This is a genomic window from Actinobacillus equuli, from assembly GCF_900636745.1.
Lineage (GTDB): Bacteria > Pseudomonadota > Gammaproteobacteria > Enterobacterales > Pasteurellaceae > Actinobacillus > Actinobacillus equuli.
Genome location: NZ_LR134310.1, coordinates 2,263,897 through 2,279,846, shown reverse-complemented (window position 1 = coordinate 2,279,846; position 15,950 = coordinate 2,263,897). Strand labels below are relative to the sequence as shown.

The window sequence follows — 15,950 nt, the reverse complement described above, 5'->3', positions numbered from 1 at the left end:
AAGATGAATAAATGTCCTAAATGTGGTGGTGTTGTAACCGAACGTAAAAGTCGAAGTAAAGGTGCGAAAGATCGTTACCGTTGCCATGGTGTAAAAGTTCGAAAAGTAGAACATAACGAACATTGTGTGATTGTTTCTGAATGGTTTGAGCATCCTTGCGGATTATTTGGTATTAAAAAAGATATAGAGGTAAAAGATGAAACTCTGTAAATGCCCAATTTGCCACAGCGATATTCATTTTGAGGGGTTAATCGAAGACGAGGCAGGTCGTGAATTATTAAATACGGTCATCAATATGGGGAACGGTTGCGGTGCAGCGGTTGTGCCGTATTTAGGGCTGTTTAAGCCTGAAAAATCCAGTTTATCAAACAGTCGTGCATTAAAACTGGTGCAAAGTTTGTTAGAAATTTATCAGCCGTCTAATGTACTGGAGCGAGCTTTGTTAGATACAGTTGAGCAAGTCCGCCGAAACCGGCGAGAATCCGGCAGAATTGAACCGCTTGCTAATCATAACTACCTAAAAAAAGTCTATGAAAGCGTGAAAGTGCAGTTTGCCGTAGTGCGAAGTGATAAAGACTTTAAACAGCATAAGCACGAAAGCCCCGAACAAGCGGCACGCAATGATGAGGATAAATTAAGAGGTGCTATCCAGTACGTTGAGAGAATGCGAGCCTTAGGGCAATTAGACAGCATTAAGAATACTGAAAGTTATCAATTATGGCTAAGATGGCAGGAGAAAAAAGCAAATGCAACCGCAAACTAGACAGCAAATGATTCAGAAAATCCACATCGGTAAGGCGGAATTAAAAATGGATCGTGAATGCTACACTCGTTTTTTACTCGAAACAGTAGATAAACACAGTTGCAGCGTAATGACTGACGGCGAATTAATGCAAGTTCTACAAGCAATGAAAGCCAAGGGGTTTAAAGTAAAAAGCAAGCAACACGGCAAAAAGCCTGATGTCGGCAACGCACCGGTCAATCAAATTCGCAAACGTTACATGGATAAAATTGAAGCATTTCTAACTGAAATGCAAAAGCCGTGGAATTATGCCCACGCCATTTGCAAAAAATCTTTCGGAATAAACCGCTTGCAATGGTGCACAGAGGAACAGCTACGGAAAATTGTGCAGATGTTAGCAGTTAGTGCTAAAAGACACGGTCGAAGAGTTAAATAATAATTATTAAAGCCCACTTGAAAAAGTGGGCTTTCCTTTTACAATTAAAATCCCTTTGGTAAAAAAGTAACTCACTAAAAAGGATGAAAAATGAAAAAATTGCTATTTTTACTTTGTATTGCTACATCAGCTCAGAGTGTAGCTGAATCAAACAGTTTAACACTATCCCAGAAATTGGCAGTAGCAAGTTTTGGCAACGGTGATTATCCAATTGGATCAATTGTTGAGAAGCGCGCTGCTAGCGCTTTGGATAATGTAGAAAATCTTTGTGGCGAAGGATTAAAAGAACCTTTGCTTCTATCTCAAATTGGGAATGATTTATTGGCTAAAGAGGGATTTTATGTAACTCCACTTGAAATTATAGAAACAATTGGCACTTTAAAAAGACAAGCTCCGAAAGACATATCTTGTAAAGATGTACTAAGCAATTATCTTTCTACTGTGAAAATGGCTCCAACACCTACAGAAGCTTTAGTGTCAGTTAATTCGCTTTATAAAATTTTAAAACAAAAAACTAAATAAACATAAAAGACCGCTTAAAGCGGTCTTTTTTATATTTGTTCTAAAGCCTTAATGATTAAAGCAGATAAGCTAATACCTTGATCATTAGCTTTTTCCTGCAATTTTCTCTTGAAATCGGACGTTACTCTGATTTGTATTTGAGCATCAGCTTTAACCTCTTTCAATGCGTTCTGTTTCCCAGTCATGCCATGTTTATTTTTCACTCAACTCCTCTGTTTTCTTTAAAATTCATATCCGCAAGCATTACCGGCTGCTTGCAATCTAATAAAAGAATTGTACGGATCGTGCGGTAGGTTTTCATATTCTTCAATTGTCATTTCAGCCTGTTTTGTCCCTTTGACTTTTCTTCCATCTTTTTCTACCTGTAACAGGTATTTGCCATTTTGTTCATAAACAGCCACAGAGACATTGTTAAAAGAAATGTTTGCAGCATAGAATTTAAAAGTTTTCATAATACACCTCGTGTCGGACGGGTTAGCACGATTGTCTTTCCCTTTGGATTTTGTTAAGCCCCATTGCTTAACTGATGGGTGTATATTAAATAAATAAATTCTATTTGTCAATACAAAAAGAATTTATTTTTTAAGATTTTTAAATTCGATAATCAAGCTAGTGATTTCCGTCTTTTAAAAGTATTTTAAATAGATATTTAATCGAAATTTTTATAAATTTTTTTGAGAAACATTCACAGATTTAAAAATGCTATGCCAAAATATCGCAAAAATGAGGGAGTGTCTATGTGCGAATTTGAATCTGTTGAAGTTTATCTACCAGAAGTTGCGAAAGAATTTGTAACAATAGTGGGTTTAGCTGCAACCGAAGCGTTAGTAAAGCGGTTCGGCGGTTTGGGCTTTTATATTAATTTCGGCACAAGTTTTTATAAAATGATTGTCGAAACAATCGGTAAAGAGCTTGCCGATAAGCTTACGCAATATCTGCAGAATTGTTTTGTGTATGTGCCGAAATGTGATGCAGCTTTGCGTGTGTTGCGTAATAAACAATTTTATAAAGAGTTCTTGCAACTGACCGAAGAACAAGGTATGTCAGGTAGAAAAGCGATGTTACAACTTTGCCCGAAATTCAAACTTTCCGACCGCCATGGTTGGGAAATTGTATATAGTTTCCGTCGTACATCTCAAGCACAACAACAGGCTTTATTCTGATAGCTTGTTGAAGCGCATCTGATACATTAAAACTTTCCTTAATCTTATTCTAGCCTCTAGTTTTATTAACTAGAGGCTTTTTTATTATGTCATTACCGATTTTAAAAATCGTGATCCACTGCTCCGCCACCGCAAATGGCAAACTCTTACGTACTGATACACAAACCGCCGCCGAACGTATTAATGATTGGCATAAACAACGAGGCTTTAAACGCACGTCCGCTGCAGTGAAACAGTTCAATCCGCATTTAGCTCATCTTGGTTATCACTTTGTGATTGATACAGACGGTACAGTCGAAACCGGTCGCCAAGTCGGCGAAATTGGTGCGCACGTGCAAGGTCATAATTCAAATTCATTGGGTATTTGTCTTGTCGGCGGTATTCGTGCAGATGGTAAAAATCACGGCGAATATACCGAAAAACAATGGCACGCATTACACCGCTTACTCTGTGAACTCGAAGCAAATCACCCTAGAGCGAAAATTTGCGGTCATCGTGATCTATCTCCGGACGCAAACCACAACGGCAAGGTGGATAAATGGGAATGGCTCAAGGATTGTCCGTGTTTTGACGTGTGGGAATGGCTTCATTCAGAAGAAATTGTGAATGTAGAACACTTATTTAAGGAATAAAAATGAAACTAAGCGAATTAATTACAAACGACAACGGCAGATTAAGTACCACGGCGTTTATTCAGTTTTTTGGTGCGTTGTTAATGGCAGTCATTTTAGGGTATTCGGTCTATTTAGACCGTTCAAACGTGGCTGAATTATTTACTGTTTTTGCGGTGTTTTGTGGTGGTGGCGTTGCCACTAAAGGCTTTGCTAACGCATTAGGACGTAAAGGGGGCGAATAATGGTGTCATTAACTCTCGCGGTAATTATTGGTGCTTTTGGGTTATGTATTTGGGCGTGGTTTAAATGGCAGCTACACAAAGCTGAACAACAAGCGGTCGAATTAGCCCAGAAAAATGCAAAACTGGAAGCTGAAAAGCAGGCGCAAACGACAGTAATTAAAACCCAAGAAAAGGTAATTAAAAATGCACAAGTTAAACAAAAAAATGAAGAAAACACTCGCCGCATTAGCCGTAGCGATGTTGATGAGCAGTTGCAGCAACACAAATGGTTCAGAGATGACAGTCACGACAGTTATCACGGGGTGCGAGACGTTCAGTCTGATTTATCCGAGCCGTGCGGACACGGCGGAAACGAAACGTCAAGTGCTTGCTCACAATCTGACTTATGAGGAGATTTGCCGTGAAAAAGTGGATAAGAAAAATTAAGCAATGGTGGCGAAATCGTCAATTTAGACAAGCAAACCCTATTACCGCAGAACGCCGAGATTATCTCAAAGAAGCGATTAAACAAGGCAATAAAAACTCGGTAAGTCGTGCAAAGCGAGGTCGTTATGCTTGATGAAAAACTGTTTCAAATGTTGATTTCTTTTGTGGTCGCTCCTTTGCTTGGCTTTGCAATTAAAGTGGTTTTTGACCGCATCGGCAGAAATGAACAGGCGGTCAAAGAATTAAAAGCAGAAATGGAAAGTAAGTATCAATCCAAAGAGCTTGCGCAAGAAGTGAATCGTGGCATTAAAGAAAAATTAGATGATGTTTTAGATTCGCTTAAAGAGATTAACCAAAAATTAGATAAAAAGGCAGATAAGTAATGAGCCGTAGAAAACAGAAACAAACAGATTCGGAAAAATTAGACCTGATTTACGGTGCTGTGTCAGAACTTAATAATAAGGTTGATAAGCAAAACCAAGAAATTGAACGTTTACACCGTGAAATCCAAGCAACGCAATGCTTAGTCAATGAGATGGCACAGAAAAACCGCAAACAAGCGATTATCGCCGGTGGCGTAGGCGGTGGTTTAGTTGCGGTCGGTTTTGAATTATTGCGCTTAAAATTTGGTATGTAGGACGGTGCAATGGCTCATGATGTAGATGTGCAAAATGCGGTTCGCCGTGCGTACGTGTTTGACCGCTTAAGTCTTGAAATGGCAGCCGAAAAAGCAGGCGTATCATTCGGTACGGCTAGACGCTGGAAAGCACAGGCGGAAAAGAACGGTGATAACTGGGAAAAAGCTCGTGATGTACAAGTGATGGCAAGCGGTGGCATTGAGAATATCGCGCAAGGTTTGCTGACTGGCTTTTTAATCAAGTACCGCACCTTAATGACGGAACTTGAAGAAAATACGGAGATGACAACCGCATCAAAAGTGGAAGCGTTATCCGCACTTGCAGATTCTTTTGCAAAAATGACCGCTTCGAGCAAAAAACTGTTACCAGAAACGAGTGCAATGGCAACGGCTATGCGTTCTATTGAGCTAATGGCAAATATTGTTAAAACGAAGAAACCGCATTTACTGCCAGACTTTTTAGAAATGTTGGACGATTTAGAAGTGCAATTTAAAAAAGAGTTTAAGTAATGGCTGAGAAAAAAGAAAAAAATATCGTAGTACATAAGCATTACTATTTCCGTTGGATTGTGCAGCTCGCCTGCATTATCGGCGCAGTTAAATTAATGCTAAGCGGTCAAGATGGCTGGGGTTGGTTATTATTAGTTGCGACGGCAGTTTAAAGCATGAAAGTAAAAGATTTTGAAAAAGAACTGGAGGCTTTACGCCATCAACTACAACGTAATATCGAAGCAAACTTTGAAGGTTGGGACGACACGCCAAAAGCGATTAGCGAACGCCGTCAGAAAGTTTTAGACCCTATAAACGGATTTGAATATTTTGTGCAAGCATACTTCCCACATTATGTGCGTTCTGAACACAAGTCTCAGTTACACCATTACTTATTTGAGAACTTACCGCTTTCGGTAAGTGTTCTAAGTAAATCGGTGCGTCAAGCGATTGCAGCCCCTCGTGGTGAGGCGAAATCAACCATTTGCACGCAGTTATTTCCGCTGTGGTGTATGGTTTGCGATTTAAAACGCTACATCATTATTGCAATGGATACTCGTGAGCAGGCTTACGGAATGCTTGAAGCAATTAAAGTAGAGATTGAATCAAATCCTCGTTTAGCAGTTGATTTTCCTGAGTTGGGTGCAGGCAAAGTATGGCGTGCAGGGGCGATTATTACGAGCAAAAATCAGAAGGTTGAAGCCGTTGGTGCGGGGCAAAAATTGCGTGGTCGCCGACACGGGGCTTATCGTCCTGATTTAGTCGTTCTTGATGATATTGAAAATGATGAAATGGTGCAAACCCCTGAACAGCGTAACAAGTTGCATAACTGGGTGCTAAATGCCGTACTGAAATTAGGTGCAGCAGGCGAAAAGTTCGATGTGATTTATGTCGGCACAATTCTACATTATGACAGTGTACTTAACCGAGTTTTAAAAACGAAAGGTTGGAAAAAAGCCCATTTTAAAGCCATTTTACGCTTTCCGGACAATATGGTGCTTTGGGACGAATGGGAGAATATCTACCTTTCGGAAGAGGGCGATGACGATACGTTATCCGACCTGTTTTATCAACAACATAAAGCAGAAATGGATAAAGGGGCGATTGTTTCTTGGCTGGCTCGCCCAATCCTTTATTTGATGAAAATCCGTGCTAGTGATGGGCATAGTTCTTTTGACTCCGAATATCAAAATGACCCTGTAAGCGGTGATGATGCGATTTTTGCCAACAGTATCCAGTATTGGACGGAATTACCCGATGATTTGATTTATTTTGGGGCGTTAGACCCTTCTATGGGCAAAGCTGGGGCAAGTCGAGATCCGTCGGCGATTTTGGTGGGCGGTTATCATCGTGAGAGCGGTAAGTTATATGTGGTCGAGGCTCAAATTAAGAAACGACTACCTGATTTGATTATTGAGGATGTTATCCGCTTGCACTCTCAATATAACTGCCACCGCTGGTTTGTGGAGACAGTCCAATTTCAGGAGTTTTTACAAACGGAACTCGTCAAGCGGTCGGCACAGCGTGGCAAGCCTGTGCCAGCCACGGCAACCAAACCAAACAGCGATAAGATGTTGCGAATTGAAAGCCTACAACCGCATATCGCCAACGGTTTGATTTTGTTGCACCGTAGCCAATCTACCCTTGAAAGCCAGTTGCGGCACTTCCCAAAAGCTGATCACGATGACGGGCCGGATGCGTTGGAAATGTTATGGCGAAATGCAGTCAGTAGCTCAGCTCCGATTGAATGGGAAAGTGTGGGTGATTTTGATGGCGAATATCGTAGTAAATGGCGACATTAAAATCTCCCCCAACCCCCTCTTTGATTAAAGAGGGGGCTTTATAATATTAGGAATTTAAAATGGCAAAAAAGAAGCATAAAAAACAGATTAAACCTGATTTAAATCCAATTAAAAATCAAGAATTGCAAACGGATTTAGCCGAAATTACTGCAACGGGTCGAGTTTTATCCGACCACCCGAGCAATTTTATTACACCGGCAAAAATGAAAACGATTTTTGAGGACGCAGAGAACGGCGATATTACTGCTCAGCACGAATTATTTATGGATATTGAAGAGCGAGACAGCTCCATTTTTGCCAATATTCAAACCCGTAAGCGTGCGGTATTGGGGGTAGATTGGGTAATCAAAGCTCCACGCAATGCGACACCACAAGAAGAAAAATTACGTGATGAAGTGGATGAATTATTTTATCAAATCGGCAACCTAGAAGATTTGATGATGGACTGTATGGATGCAATAGGTCACGGCTTTTCTGCCCTTGAAATTGAGTGGCAATTTAACGGCAAACAGTGGTTACCGGTCATCTTTAGTCATCGTCCGCAGTCTTGGTTTAAGTGGGGTAAGGTGGATAATTTACTACTTAAAACGCCACAAAACCAAGATGGCGAGCCATTGCGTGATTTTGGTTGGGTTGTGCATACACATAAATCACGCTCAACACAGGCAGCTCGTAATAACTTATTCCGTACGCTTGCTTGGCTCTATATGTTTAAACATTACTCTATTCACGATTTTGCGGAATTTTTAGAGTTATACGGTATGCCGATTCGTATCGGTAAGTATGGTGCGGGAGCGTCAAAAGGCGAAAAGGAAACGCTCAAACGTGCATTGGCTGAAATTGGACACAACGCTGCCGGAATTATGCCGGAATCAATGAGTATTGAATTACATAATGCGGCAAATACCGGTGCAGGCTCGGGCAATAACCCGTTTTTGCAAATGGTGGATTGGTGCGAAAAGTCGATTGCTCGCTTGATTTTAGGACAAACATTGACCAGTGGCGCAGATGGTAAAAGCTCGACTAATGCCCTTGGCAATGTGCATAACGAAGTCCGCCGTGATTTGTTGGTGTCGGACGTTAAGCAGTTAGGGCAAACCTTTACCCAACAAATTATTCTGCCGTTTTTGCAAATTAACTTTGCCGGTATTGATCCAAACCGTATCCCAACCTTTGAATTTGATACAAAACAGCCTGCGGATTTAGCTGTGTTTGCTGATAGTTTACCGAAGTTGGTGGATATTGGTATGCCTATCCCTGTTCAGTGGGCGATGGATAAACTGGGGATTCCGGAAGCACAAGAAAATGAAGCAATACTAGGTCGTGTAGCAAATCCGCAAGCGGTCGGATTATCGGCAAAATTTGCAAAAACATCACATATTGAAGGTTGGAATGGTTGCCCTTGCGGTTGTGGTGGCAAAGCTCATGCGTTATCAGCACAAAATCCGACAGGAATTAAGGAGCAAGATGCGTTAGATGATTTAACGAATGAGGCATTTTCTATGCCTGATTTTAATACTCAGCTTGACCCTATTACAAAAAAAGCGGTTGCAGTATTAATGGCGTGTAGCTCTTATGACGAAGCAGCAGAAAAGCTTGCCGCCGCATATCCAGATTTAATCAGCGAGGAACATGAACGCTATTTAGCTAATGCGTTATTTTTATCCGATCTATTAGGAGCAACAAATGCCGACAGCTAATTTCGTGATTGGTCTTGAGCCAAAACAAGCGATTGATTACTTACGGCAAAAAAAATTACTTGCCGACAAAGTTTTTAGGCAAGAATTATTTGACTCAGCCCTTGGACGAGCTACCACTATTAGTAAAATGACGAGTCTTGAAATGACTCGTGATATTTACGAATCAATGGAAATCGCACGGCGAGAGGGCAAATCTTTTGCAGAATGGAAAAAAATGCTCGTCAATGAATTTGAGCGCAAAGGCTGGGTATATGGGCACGATAAAGCGATAAACCGTGGCATTGACGGTAAACTGCTGGCTGACCCAGCAACCGGAGAACATTTTGGCACGCCTCGCCGTTTAAATACAATTTATCGCACAAATATGCAGCAGGCTTATTCAGCGGCTCGTTATCAACGCTACATGGACAACGTTGATAATAGACCATATTGGCAATATTCAGCCGTCGGTGACCAACGCACTCGACCGGCTCATCAAGCTTTGCACGGCAAAATTTATCGTTATGACGACCCGTTTTGGACAACGTTTTATCCGCCAAACGGCTTTAATTGTCGTTGTACAATAATTGCTTTAGGCGAGCGTGATTTAAAACGCAAAGGTATTGATGAGGTTGGCAGTAGTGAGCCATTTTTAATTAAATCGAAACGTCCGAAAGACAAATTTGGTAATCAAGAGGAGACGATTGGTTTTAAACTTGCCGATGGCTCGGTTAGATTGGCTGATAAGGGGTTTGATTATAATGTGGGGCGTTTAACATACAAGCCGAATTTGGATTTATACCCTGAAAAGCTGGCTCATCAATTTGCGAAAGCGGAGATGAGTGGTGGGGAGTTTAAACTGGCTTTTAACAAGTTGGAAGATGCAGTTGCTCAAGCCAAAGGCGGTAATAAAAAGCTATCCACAGATGAGATGGTTAAGGTACGAAATACCCTCACTCAGAACTTTAAATTTGCAGCCGGTCGGTTAAGTGAAGAAACTCAAAAGCAGATTGACAGTAAAGTCGGCACAGTGTGGATTTCGGACGATACGCTGATCAAGCAGTTTAATAGCCGTGGCGGACAGGATTTTGGCGTGTTGGACTATGCAAATTTACCTGACATTTTAAATAATCCGTTAAAAATTGAATTGGATGAGCGTGAGGGGTGGCGTTTTTACGCAGAATTAAATGGTAAGCGTTATTTTGTAGTTATTAAAGTGTTGGTTCAATATAACGAGATATTTGTGCAGTCGTTTAGATTAGTAAGCGATAAACAATGGGATAAAGCTTTTAATTAGCCGCTAGGTAGGGCTCGAACCACCTACACACAGTCCAGAGTCTGTTTCGCCTCATCGCTTGCGATCCTCGAGATTATCATCGCTTTTCTAGCGGCTGTTCAAAATATACCCTTGTTTATTTTAAAAATCAACTCGGTTAGGTTAAAAATGATTGAAATCCAAATTAACGGCATTGAGCAAATCACGGATATGCTAAACCGTATTGCAGCTAAAACAGAAAATAAATCCGATTTAATGCGGAATATTGCCGGCACAATGGAATCAGCGGTGCTTACTAACTTTGATGTCGGCGGTCGTCCACCTTGGCTTGGTATTAAGCATCGGCAAGGTTCGCCACTTGTTGATACGGAAAACTTAATGAGTAGTATCACAAGTGATTACGATAATGATTCGGCACTAGTAGGGACGAATGAACCCTATGCGGCTATTCATCAATTCGGCGGAATGGCTGGGCGTGGGCGAAAAGTTAAGATCCCTGCTCGCCCATTTTTACAGCTCACATCACAAGACGAGGAAGATATTTTAGATGATGTGCAAACATACTGGCAAAGACTGCTTGGGTAGGCAATAAAATAACTTCGATAAAACGCCTCAAAATGACGATTAGAGGCGTTTAATTTGATAAAGGTATGATTTATCATTCCGTTATTTTTAAAATGAATTAAAATGTTTTAAAATGGTTTTGAAATGATTTTATCTCGCAATTCTTTTCAAGTGGTCTTTTTTTCTGAGTTTTTTACAAATTTTCGTCATTTGTAGAAGTCCCTCCTCTCTTATCTTATCCAACTATCCACTATTCTCTAACCTCATTATTTTATTTTGAGGTGTTTTTGTGTTTACGCAGAAATTTAAACTAAATCCTATTGCGTGTGCTTTTCAGCTAGGAAAAGAAGTGAATGGTCGTGTACAGCTTTTCCCCTATGGCTGGTTTTATCCGCAAGACGGACGTGAGGGAGGTTGGTATGTAGACGACACTAACGGTTATCAGCTCGCTGATGACATCAATAATTTGCAAATCCAACTGATGATCGATTACGAACATCAGACCCTTTATGTAGCTGAAAACGGCAAAGGTAATCCGGCAGCTGGTTGGATGGTAAAAGCTGAATATATTTCAGGTCAAGGTCTGTTTGTCGATGTGAATTGGACGAGCAAAGCCGCAGATGAAATTAAGAACGGTATTTATAAATATCTATCACCGTTATTCTTGGCTGACAAGTCAGGACGTGTAATCAAGGTATTAAATGCAGCTTTAACCAATCGCCCTGCTTTGCACAATCTAGCCGAAGTAGTAGCAACATCTAGCCAATTTTCCCATTACTTAGAACTTAGTGAGGACAACTCAAAAATGAAAGAACTCTTAATTAAGCTGTTTGCATTATCCGCAACAGCAACAGACGCAGAAATTGAAGCGGAATTGACCGCTTTATCTGCCGCAAAAGGTGACTCTAAAGTTGCTTTAAAAGATGTTTATGGTGCATTAAAAAATGCTGAAACAGAAAAAGTAGCGTTATCCGCAAAAGTGAATAACCCCGATCCTACTCAATTTGTAGCATTAAGCGTATTTCAGGCAACGCAAAGCGAACTGAATAACTTAAAACAACAAGCAAATGACAAAGAGCGTGATGCGTTAATTCAAGCCGCATTATCCGATGGTCGCTTGTTGCCTGCACAAAAAGAATGGGCGGAAAACTTAGGTAAGCAGAATTTAGTGGCGTTATCCGACTTTTTAAAAACAGTCACCCCTAATCCGGCGTTAAATGGTACGCAATCGGGTGGTGAAGACCCGAATAAAGGTACTGATAAAGTGGCGTTATCTGATACAGAAATTGAAATGGCGCGTATGTCAGGTATGTCCCCTGAAGCTTATGCAAAAGCAAAAGCGGACTTAAATAAAGGAGCAAAATAATGGCTTTAATTAAAAGCGAAAAGATCAAAGCGTTAGACACGACTATTAAATTAAATTTCAACGAAGGTTTAAAAATGCCTGTAGATGAAACTTATAAACGTTTCACTATGGAAATTCCTTCGGATAGCAGTTCTAACACATACGAATGGTTAAGTGAGTTTCCTCTTGCACAAGAATGGAAAGGTGCTCGTAAATTAAGAGATGTATCTATGCGCACCTATGAAGTCGATAACAAAGACTGGGAAAGCTCAATTAAAGTACATGAAAATGATGTCATGGATAACAAGCTGGCATCTAAATTTATTGCTGCAAAAGGTTTGGGCTACAGCATCAATGAAATTGTACCACGTCAGGCATATTTGGCGCTCAAAAAAGGTCACGAAACTCTGTGTTATGACGGTCAAAACTTCTTCGATACTGATCACCCTATTTTCGAAAAAGAAGATGGTACCGGCTCATCAACAGCTTATTCAAACATGGATACCGGTTCTGAGCCAGCGTGGTATTTATTATGTACGACCCATCCTATTTTAAAACCGATCTTTTGGCAAAACCGCATGGAGCCACGTTTTATGACAAACGGTCAAGACGCTGGGCAGTCTGAAGCCTACTTTATGAATAAAGAAATTAAGTATGGTGCAGACAGACGTGGTGCGTCAGGCTATGGTTACTGGCAAATGGCATACCGCTCAACTGAAGAGTTGAATGAAGAAAACTTTAATAAAGCTTATGCAAAAATGTGTAGCCAGTTGGGTGATGGCGGCATTGTATTAGGTATTGTGCCTGATTTATTGGTCGTGCCACCTACATTACGTACTAAAGCAAACAAAATTGTAAAAGCCTTACAAATTGAAGGTACAACAAATGTCAATGCTGGTGTTGTTGATGTTATTTCGTCTCCATATTTAGCAGGCTAAATTAACTCGGGCGTAGCAATACGCCCTTGTAAGAGGTAAAAACAATGGCTAAGAAGAATCCAAAAGTAGATGAAACCAAAAATCCAGCGGGGGACGCGCTATCAACCGATAATGCTGATTCAGCTAAAACAAGCGAAGCAGACGGCACAACGAAAATGGATGAGCTACAAGATACTAAAAGCTCAAAAGATGAAACTGATTCGGATTTATTAAAAGGTGCTGAAATCATTGAGCCGATTGCTTTTCAGATTAAATTGAAAGCTATTCACCCACAGGCTACTTACGGTCGCTGCGGTTATCGTTTTAATAAAAATGAAGCGTTAGAAATCTCTCGTGATGCTTTAACCGGTGAGCAAATTATCACTCTATCTAAAGACCCTTATTTGGAGTTTGTGCCAGTGGTTGAGGGTAATGCCTAATGTATGCGTTGGTTGATGATTTCGTGCAACGAATTGGTGAAGATGAAGCGATGCAACTCACTGACCGTGAACGCAATGGGGTTGTTGATGAATCTTTATTGCAAGTAGCATTAGATGATTCATCTAGCCAAATCGACGGTTATTTAGCTGGGCGTTATAAATTACCTTTGATGACTGTACCTCAAAATTTGGTACGTATTTGCTGTGATTTAGCTCGTTATCACTTAACAAGTAAATCTTTCGTAACAATGACGGAAGAGGTAGAAAACCGCTATAAGCTTTGCCTTAAAGAATTAGAGAATATCTCTAAAGGTGTGATCTCTTTGAGCCTAGATGAAGCCTCTGAGGCGGAATCAGCAGACGGAGAAAACACGGTTCAGTTTTTTAATGGCGGCGAGCGTATTTTCGGACGAACAAGTCGATGATTAGCAAAATTGAGAAAGCTTTGATTGAGCGACTAACGCTCGGACTCGGCAAAATGGTTTATTCCGTGGGCAGTTATGCCGGCGAAATAAATGATGAACAGTTAGATGTTCGCCGTTTGCCGGCTTGTCTTGTGTCTTATGGCGGTTCGGCATTTGATGCAAAAGCCATGGGAGCTAGAGGCAAACGTTATCAAACTACAGACGTATTTGTCGTATTGGTAATGACCCGTTCTGTCCGAAATCAAACTGCCGGACGTTTGGGAGGCGTGACCGACCGAGAAGTCGGTGTTAATCAGTTATTAAGTGCAGTAAAAACTTTACTTATTAACCAAACACTGGGGGGATTGACCCTCCCAATACAGCCGAAAAGAATCCGTACTATTTGGAATAATGCGGAAGTTAAAAAAGAGAAGCTCTCGGCGTATGCCTTTGAGTTTGAAATCAGTTATAACGAATGCAATGTGCTTGATGATGGTAGATTCCCAGAAGGTGTCGTGGAAGATGAACAGAAGTTTAAGCAATATCAAGGTAAGTTAGATAAGCCGCAAGGCAATTTATCAGGCTTTAATAATCGGATTTTTGACCCGAATAACAATGCCGAAACGGCATTTAGAACAGAATTTAAGGATGGTGATTAGATGTTAAAAGTGAAAGCCGCTAAAGGTGTGCGTGTACCTATTGAAAATCGACCGCATAACTACATTGAACAAGAGGTGGTGGAGGTGGAAAACACCCTTTACTACCAACGCCGCATTGCCGATGGCGATTTGATTGTCGTCAAAGATGCCAAAACAGCTAAAGAAACAGGGGGTAAATAATGTCAAAAATTGAATTTGAGAAAATCCCAAACAGTATTCGTAAGCCGAGCGTGCTGACGGAATACAACAATAAAGATGCGGTAACAACTTTACCAACCAATGAGCAGGAAGTGTTAATTATCGCACCGATGACTGGTGGCGATACCGCATTTACTGCACCACAAAAAGTTTTTAGTGATGTTGAGGCAGAAACTCTATTTGGTAAAGGTTCAATCGCTCATTTGATGGTTCGTCAGGCAATCCAAAATAATCCGTTAATCCGTTTAACGGTGGTAGGTTTAAAAGACCATGATTCGGGCATTGCAGCAACGGGTCAAGTAACTTTTACCGGTACGGTAACTTATGCCGGCGTGGTGCGTATTACGATTTCCGGTACAGCATACGAAGTGGCGGCAGCAAAAGGCGAAGAAGCTCAAGCGATTGTGGCTCGCTTAGTGAATGTTATTAATGGCGCAAGTTATAGTCCTGTGGTGGCAAGTGTTGATAGCGATACTACGCTTAAACTTACGGCTAAAGCTAAAGGTGAAATTGGTAATGACATCACGCTTTCAACTCGTAATACGGCAACAGGCTTAACACTTGAAACAACTGCATTTGCAAATGGTCAGCGTAATGCGCAGATTGCACCGGCACTGGCAAGTGTAGCCGGTACACATTACAACGTGATTATTTCGCCGTTCTCTGATGATGAAAATGCACTTGCATTACGTAATCACTTAGAAGCGGTATCTGCTCCGATTGAGGATAAACCAGCTATCGGCGTAATGGGCTGGCGTGGTAGTTATGCGACAGGTACAACATTAACGTCTCAGCTCAACAGCGAACGTATTATTGTGGGTTGGTATAAAGGCTCAGTAGAATCTAATGCAATGATTGCCGCTGGTCTAGGTGCAGTTATCGCAGGCGAAGAAGACCCTGCACGTCCACTTAACACCCTTGAGATTAAAGGCTTAACTGTGGTGGATGACTCGCAAAAGCCGTTATTTACGGAAGTGAACCAAGCATTGTATCACGGTTTAAGCCCGATTGAAGTGGTGGCAAGCCGTGTACAGATTACCCGTGCAATCACAACTTATACTAAAAATGCAACTAATACGGATGACCCAAGCTACTTGGATTTAACTACGATTCGTACGTTGGATTATGTACGTAAGGCAATCCAAACCCGTCAGCGTTTGCGTTTTCCTCGTGCGAAGAACTCGCCTCGTATTGTGGCAAAAGTGCGCTCGGAAATTTTAGATGTGCTTTACCTGCTCGAAGGCGAAGAGGTAATTGAGAACGTGGAAGCATGGAAAAATCGCTTATTGGTGGTGCGTAATGCTCAAGACCCAACATACTTGGATTTAGAAATCCCTGCCGATGTGGTCAATGGCTTACACGTTATCCGTAATAAGATCACGTTAATTTTATAGG

26 protein-coding genes are annotated in these 15,950 nt (G+C 41.1%); 24 read left to right on the top strand and 2 right to left on the bottom strand.

The features are described 5' to 3' along the window. Nucleotides 1–3 precede the first annotated feature (3 nt). From EL121_RS10715 to EL121_RS10700, 4 genes are all read left to right on the top strand, one after another. Nucleotides 4–210, top strand: coding sequence for a hypothetical protein (locus EL121_RS10715; RefSeq protein WP_039196656.1), 207 nt, complete (start codon nt 4–6; stop codon nt 208–210). After that, nucleotides 197–763, top strand: coding sequence for a hypothetical protein (locus EL121_RS10710; protein ID WP_039196653.1), 567 nt, complete (start codon nt 197–199; stop codon nt 761–763). The genes EL121_RS10715 and EL121_RS10710 overlap by 14 nt, the downstream gene beginning before the upstream one ends. Further along, the gene (locus EL121_RS10705; RefSeq protein ID WP_039196651.1) at nt 747–1,178 is read left to right on the top strand and encodes a gp16 family protein; all 432 of its coding nucleotides are present in this window, start codon (nt 747–749) and stop codon (nt 1,176–1,178) included. The genes EL121_RS10710 and EL121_RS10705 overlap by 17 nt, the downstream gene beginning before the upstream one ends. Nucleotides 1,179–1,268: 90 nt before the next feature. After that, a complete protein-coding gene (locus EL121_RS10700; RefSeq protein ID WP_039196648.1) occupies nt 1,269–1,700 on the top strand; it encodes a hypothetical protein in 432 nt (143 codons plus the stop codon). A 29-nt stretch (nt 1,701–1,729) separates the two neighbouring features. Here EL121_RS10700 and EL121_RS10695 read toward each other — a convergent pair whose 3' ends face one another. Further along, a complete protein-coding gene (locus tag EL121_RS10695; protein ID WP_129545063.1) occupies nt 1,730–1,903 on the bottom strand; it encodes a plasmid mobilization protein in 174 nt (57 codons plus the stop codon). A gap of 18 nt (nt 1,904–1,921) precedes the next feature. Next, the gene (locus EL121_RS10690) at nt 1,922–2,152 is read right to left on the bottom strand and encodes a hypothetical protein (RefSeq protein ID WP_039196646.1); all 231 of its coding nucleotides are present in this window, start codon (nt 2,150–2,152) and stop codon (nt 1,922–1,924) included. 285 nt (nt 2,153–2,437) lie between these two features. Between EL121_RS10690 and EL121_RS10685 the strand changes: the two genes are divergently transcribed. The 20 genes from EL121_RS10685 (at nt 2,438) to EL121_RS10600 (ending at nt 15,949) form a co-directional block, all read left to right on the top strand. Next, complete coding sequence (locus EL121_RS10685; protein ID WP_039196644.1) at nt 2,438–2,863, top strand: Mor transcription activator family protein; 426 nt, start codon at nt 2,438–2,440, stop codon at nt 2,861–2,863. A gap of 86 nt (nt 2,864–2,949) precedes the next feature. Next, the gene (locus EL121_RS10680) at nt 2,950–3,495 is read left to right on the top strand and encodes an N-acetylmuramoyl-L-alanine amidase (protein ID WP_039196642.1); all 546 of its coding nucleotides are present in this window, start codon (nt 2,950–2,952) and stop codon (nt 3,493–3,495) included. 2 nt (nt 3,496–3,497) lie between these two features. Continuing rightward, a complete protein-coding gene (locus EL121_RS10675; protein WP_018652747.1) occupies nt 3,498–3,719 on the top strand; it encodes a DUF2644 domain-containing protein in 222 nt (73 codons plus the stop codon). Continuing rightward, nucleotides 3,719–4,108: a DUF2681 domain-containing protein gene (locus EL121_RS10670; RefSeq protein WP_039196638.1), complete on the top strand. Its 390-nt coding sequence runs from the start codon at nt 3,719–3,721 to the stop codon at nt 4,106–4,108. The genes EL121_RS10675 and EL121_RS10670 overlap by 1 nt, the downstream gene beginning before the upstream one ends. Nucleotides 4,109–4,119: 11 nt before the next feature. Beyond that, nucleotides 4,120–4,278 carry a hypothetical protein gene (locus EL121_RS11605; RefSeq protein ID WP_164997530.1) on the top strand — a complete coding sequence of 53 codons (159 nt, stop codon included), beginning with the start codon at nt 4,120–4,122 and terminating at the stop codon, nt 4,276–4,278. Continuing rightward, nucleotides 4,271–4,528 (top strand): hypothetical protein, encoded by a 258-nt coding sequence (locus EL121_RS10665; protein ID WP_039196637.1) that lies wholly within the window; start codon nt 4,271–4,273, stop codon nt 4,526–4,528. The genes EL121_RS11605 and EL121_RS10665 overlap by 8 nt, the downstream gene beginning before the upstream one ends. Beyond that, the gene (locus EL121_RS10660; protein ID WP_039196635.1) at nt 4,528–4,782 is read left to right on the top strand and encodes a hypothetical protein; all 255 of its coding nucleotides are present in this window, start codon (nt 4,528–4,530) and stop codon (nt 4,780–4,782) included. Before EL121_RS10665 ends, EL121_RS10660 begins: the two co-directional genes overlap by 1 nt. A 9-nt stretch (nt 4,783–4,791) precedes the next feature. Beyond that, nucleotides 4,792–5,292 carry a DUF1804 family protein gene (locus tag EL121_RS10655; RefSeq protein WP_039196634.1) on the top strand — a complete coding sequence of 167 codons (501 nt, stop codon included), beginning with the start codon at nt 4,792–4,794 and terminating at the stop codon, nt 5,290–5,292. Further along, nucleotides 5,292–5,444 (top strand): hypothetical protein, encoded by a 153-nt coding sequence (locus EL121_RS11600; RefSeq protein ID WP_164997543.1) that lies wholly within the window; start codon nt 5,292–5,294, stop codon nt 5,442–5,444. Before EL121_RS10655 ends, EL121_RS11600 begins: the two co-directional genes overlap by 1 nt. 3 nt (nt 5,445–5,447) lie before the next feature. After that, nucleotides 5,448–7,073 (top strand): phage terminase large subunit, encoded by a 1,626-nt coding sequence (terL, locus tag EL121_RS10650; protein WP_039196631.1) that lies wholly within the window; start codon nt 5,448–5,450, stop codon nt 7,071–7,073. Nucleotides 7,074–7,132: 59 nt separating this feature from the next. Further along, nucleotides 7,133–8,773 carry a DUF935 domain-containing protein gene (locus EL121_RS10645; protein WP_039196629.1) on the top strand — a complete coding sequence of 547 codons (1,641 nt, stop codon included), beginning with the start codon at nt 7,133–7,135 and terminating at the stop codon, nt 8,771–8,773. Then, complete coding sequence (locus EL121_RS10640) at nt 8,760–10,049, top strand: phage minor head protein (protein WP_039196628.1); 1,290 nt, start codon at nt 8,760–8,762, stop codon at nt 10,047–10,049. The genes EL121_RS10645 and EL121_RS10640 overlap by 14 nt, the downstream gene beginning before the upstream one ends. A gap of 147 nt (nt 10,050–10,196) precedes the next feature. Further along, complete coding sequence (locus tag EL121_RS10635) at nt 10,197–10,613, top strand: phage virion morphogenesis protein (RefSeq protein WP_039196627.1); 417 nt, start codon at nt 10,197–10,199, stop codon at nt 10,611–10,613. 268 nt (nt 10,614–10,881) lie between these two features. Next, complete coding sequence (locus EL121_RS10630; protein ID WP_039196626.1) at nt 10,882–11,958, top strand: phage protease; 1,077 nt, start codon at nt 10,882–10,884, stop codon at nt 11,956–11,958. Next, entirely contained in the window at nt 11,958–12,875 is a 918-nt protein-coding gene (locus tag EL121_RS10625) for a Mu-like prophage major head subunit gpT family protein (RefSeq protein WP_039196624.1), read from the top strand. The genes EL121_RS10630 and EL121_RS10625 overlap by 1 nt, the downstream gene beginning before the upstream one ends. A 44-nt stretch (nt 12,876–12,919) precedes the next feature. Continuing rightward, nucleotides 12,920–13,294 (top strand): hypothetical protein, encoded by a 375-nt coding sequence (locus tag EL121_RS10620; protein WP_039196622.1) that lies wholly within the window; start codon nt 12,920–12,922, stop codon nt 13,292–13,294. Continuing rightward, entirely contained in the window at nt 13,294–13,719 is a 426-nt protein-coding gene (locus tag EL121_RS10615; RefSeq protein ID WP_039196620.1) for a gp436 family protein, read from the top strand. Before EL121_RS10620 ends, EL121_RS10615 begins: the two co-directional genes overlap by 1 nt. Next, complete coding sequence (locus EL121_RS10610; protein WP_039196618.1) at nt 13,716–14,357, top strand: DUF1834 family protein; 642 nt, start codon at nt 13,716–13,718, stop codon at nt 14,355–14,357. The genes EL121_RS10615 and EL121_RS10610 overlap by 4 nt, the downstream gene beginning before the upstream one ends. Then, nucleotides 14,358–14,537 (top strand): DUF2635 domain-containing protein, encoded by a 180-nt coding sequence (locus tag EL121_RS10605; protein WP_039196616.1) that lies wholly within the window; start codon nt 14,358–14,360, stop codon nt 14,535–14,537. It abuts the gene before it with no gap. Further along, on the top strand, nt 14,537–15,949 hold the full coding sequence (locus tag EL121_RS10600; protein WP_039196615.1) for a phage tail sheath subtilisin-like domain-containing protein: 1,413 nt from the start codon (nt 14,537–14,539) through the stop codon (nt 15,947–15,949). The genes EL121_RS10605 and EL121_RS10600 overlap by 1 nt, the downstream gene beginning before the upstream one ends. Nucleotide 15,950 lies beyond the last annotated feature (1 nt).

Excerpts from the sequence above, each read along its gene's own strand:
- EL121_RS10600 (WP_039196615.1), top strand. The coding sequence starts at position 14,537 with ATGTCAAAAATTGAATTTGAGAAAATCCCAAACAGTATTCGTAAGCCG.
- EL121_RS10635 (WP_039196627.1), top strand. The coding sequence starts at position 10,197 with ATGATTGAAATCCAAATTAACGGCATTGAGCAAATCACGGATATGCTA.
- EL121_RS11600 (WP_164997543.1), top strand. The coding sequence starts at position 5,292 with ATGGCTGAGAAAAAAGAAAAAAATATCGTAGTACATAAGCATTACTAT.
- EL121_RS10605 (WP_039196616.1), top strand. The coding sequence starts at position 14,358 with ATGTTAAAAGTGAAAGCCGCTAAAGGTGTGCGTGTACCTATTGAAAAT.
- EL121_RS10615 (WP_039196620.1), top strand. The coding sequence starts at position 13,294 with ATGTATGCGTTGGTTGATGATTTCGTGCAACGAATTGGTGAAGATGAA.
- EL121_RS10680 (WP_039196642.1), top strand. The coding sequence starts at position 2,950 with ATGTCATTACCGATTTTAAAAATCGTGATCCACTGCTCCGCCACCGCA.
- EL121_RS10700 (WP_039196648.1), top strand. The coding sequence starts at position 1,269 with ATGAAAAAATTGCTATTTTTACTTTGTATTGCTACATCAGCTCAGAGT.
- EL121_RS10715 (WP_039196656.1), top strand. The coding sequence starts at position 4 with ATGAATAAATGTCCTAAATGTGGTGGTGTTGTAACCGAACGTAAAAGT.
- EL121_RS10690 (WP_039196646.1), bottom strand. The coding sequence starts at position 2,152 with ATGAAAACTTTTAAATTCTATGCTGCAAACATTTCTTTTAACAATGTC.
- EL121_RS10670 (WP_039196638.1), top strand. The coding sequence starts at position 3,719 with ATGGTGTCATTAACTCTCGCGGTAATTATTGGTGCTTTTGGGTTATGT.
- EL121_RS10685 (WP_039196644.1), top strand. The coding sequence starts at position 2,438 with ATGTGCGAATTTGAATCTGTTGAAGTTTATCTACCAGAAGTTGCGAAA.
- EL121_RS10710 (WP_039196653.1), top strand. The coding sequence starts at position 197 with ATGAAACTCTGTAAATGCCCAATTTGCCACAGCGATATTCATTTTGAG.
- EL121_RS10610 (WP_039196618.1), top strand. The coding sequence starts at position 13,716 with ATGATTAGCAAAATTGAGAAAGCTTTGATTGAGCGACTAACGCTCGGA.
- EL121_RS10705 (WP_039196651.1), top strand. The coding sequence starts at position 747 with ATGCAACCGCAAACTAGACAGCAAATGATTCAGAAAATCCACATCGGT.
- EL121_RS10665 (WP_039196637.1), top strand. The coding sequence starts at position 4,271 with ATGCTTGATGAAAAACTGTTTCAAATGTTGATTTCTTTTGTGGTCGCT.
- terL (WP_039196631.1), top strand. The coding sequence starts at position 5,448 with ATGAAAGTAAAAGATTTTGAAAAAGAACTGGAGGCTTTACGCCATCAA.
- EL121_RS10620 (WP_039196622.1), top strand. The coding sequence starts at position 12,920 with ATGGCTAAGAAGAATCCAAAAGTAGATGAAACCAAAAATCCAGCGGGG.
- EL121_RS10645 (WP_039196629.1), top strand. The coding sequence starts at position 7,133 with ATGGCAAAAAAGAAGCATAAAAAACAGATTAAACCTGATTTAAATCCA.
- EL121_RS10660 (WP_039196635.1), top strand. The coding sequence starts at position 4,528 with ATGAGCCGTAGAAAACAGAAACAAACAGATTCGGAAAAATTAGACCTG.
- EL121_RS10655 (WP_039196634.1), top strand. The coding sequence starts at position 4,792 with ATGGCTCATGATGTAGATGTGCAAAATGCGGTTCGCCGTGCGTACGTG.
- EL121_RS10625 (WP_039196624.1), top strand. The coding sequence starts at position 11,958 with ATGGCTTTAATTAAAAGCGAAAAGATCAAAGCGTTAGACACGACTATT.
- EL121_RS10675 (WP_018652747.1), top strand. The coding sequence starts at position 3,498 with ATGAAACTAAGCGAATTAATTACAAACGACAACGGCAGATTAAGTACC.
- EL121_RS10640 (WP_039196628.1), top strand. The coding sequence starts at position 8,760 with ATGCCGACAGCTAATTTCGTGATTGGTCTTGAGCCAAAACAAGCGATT.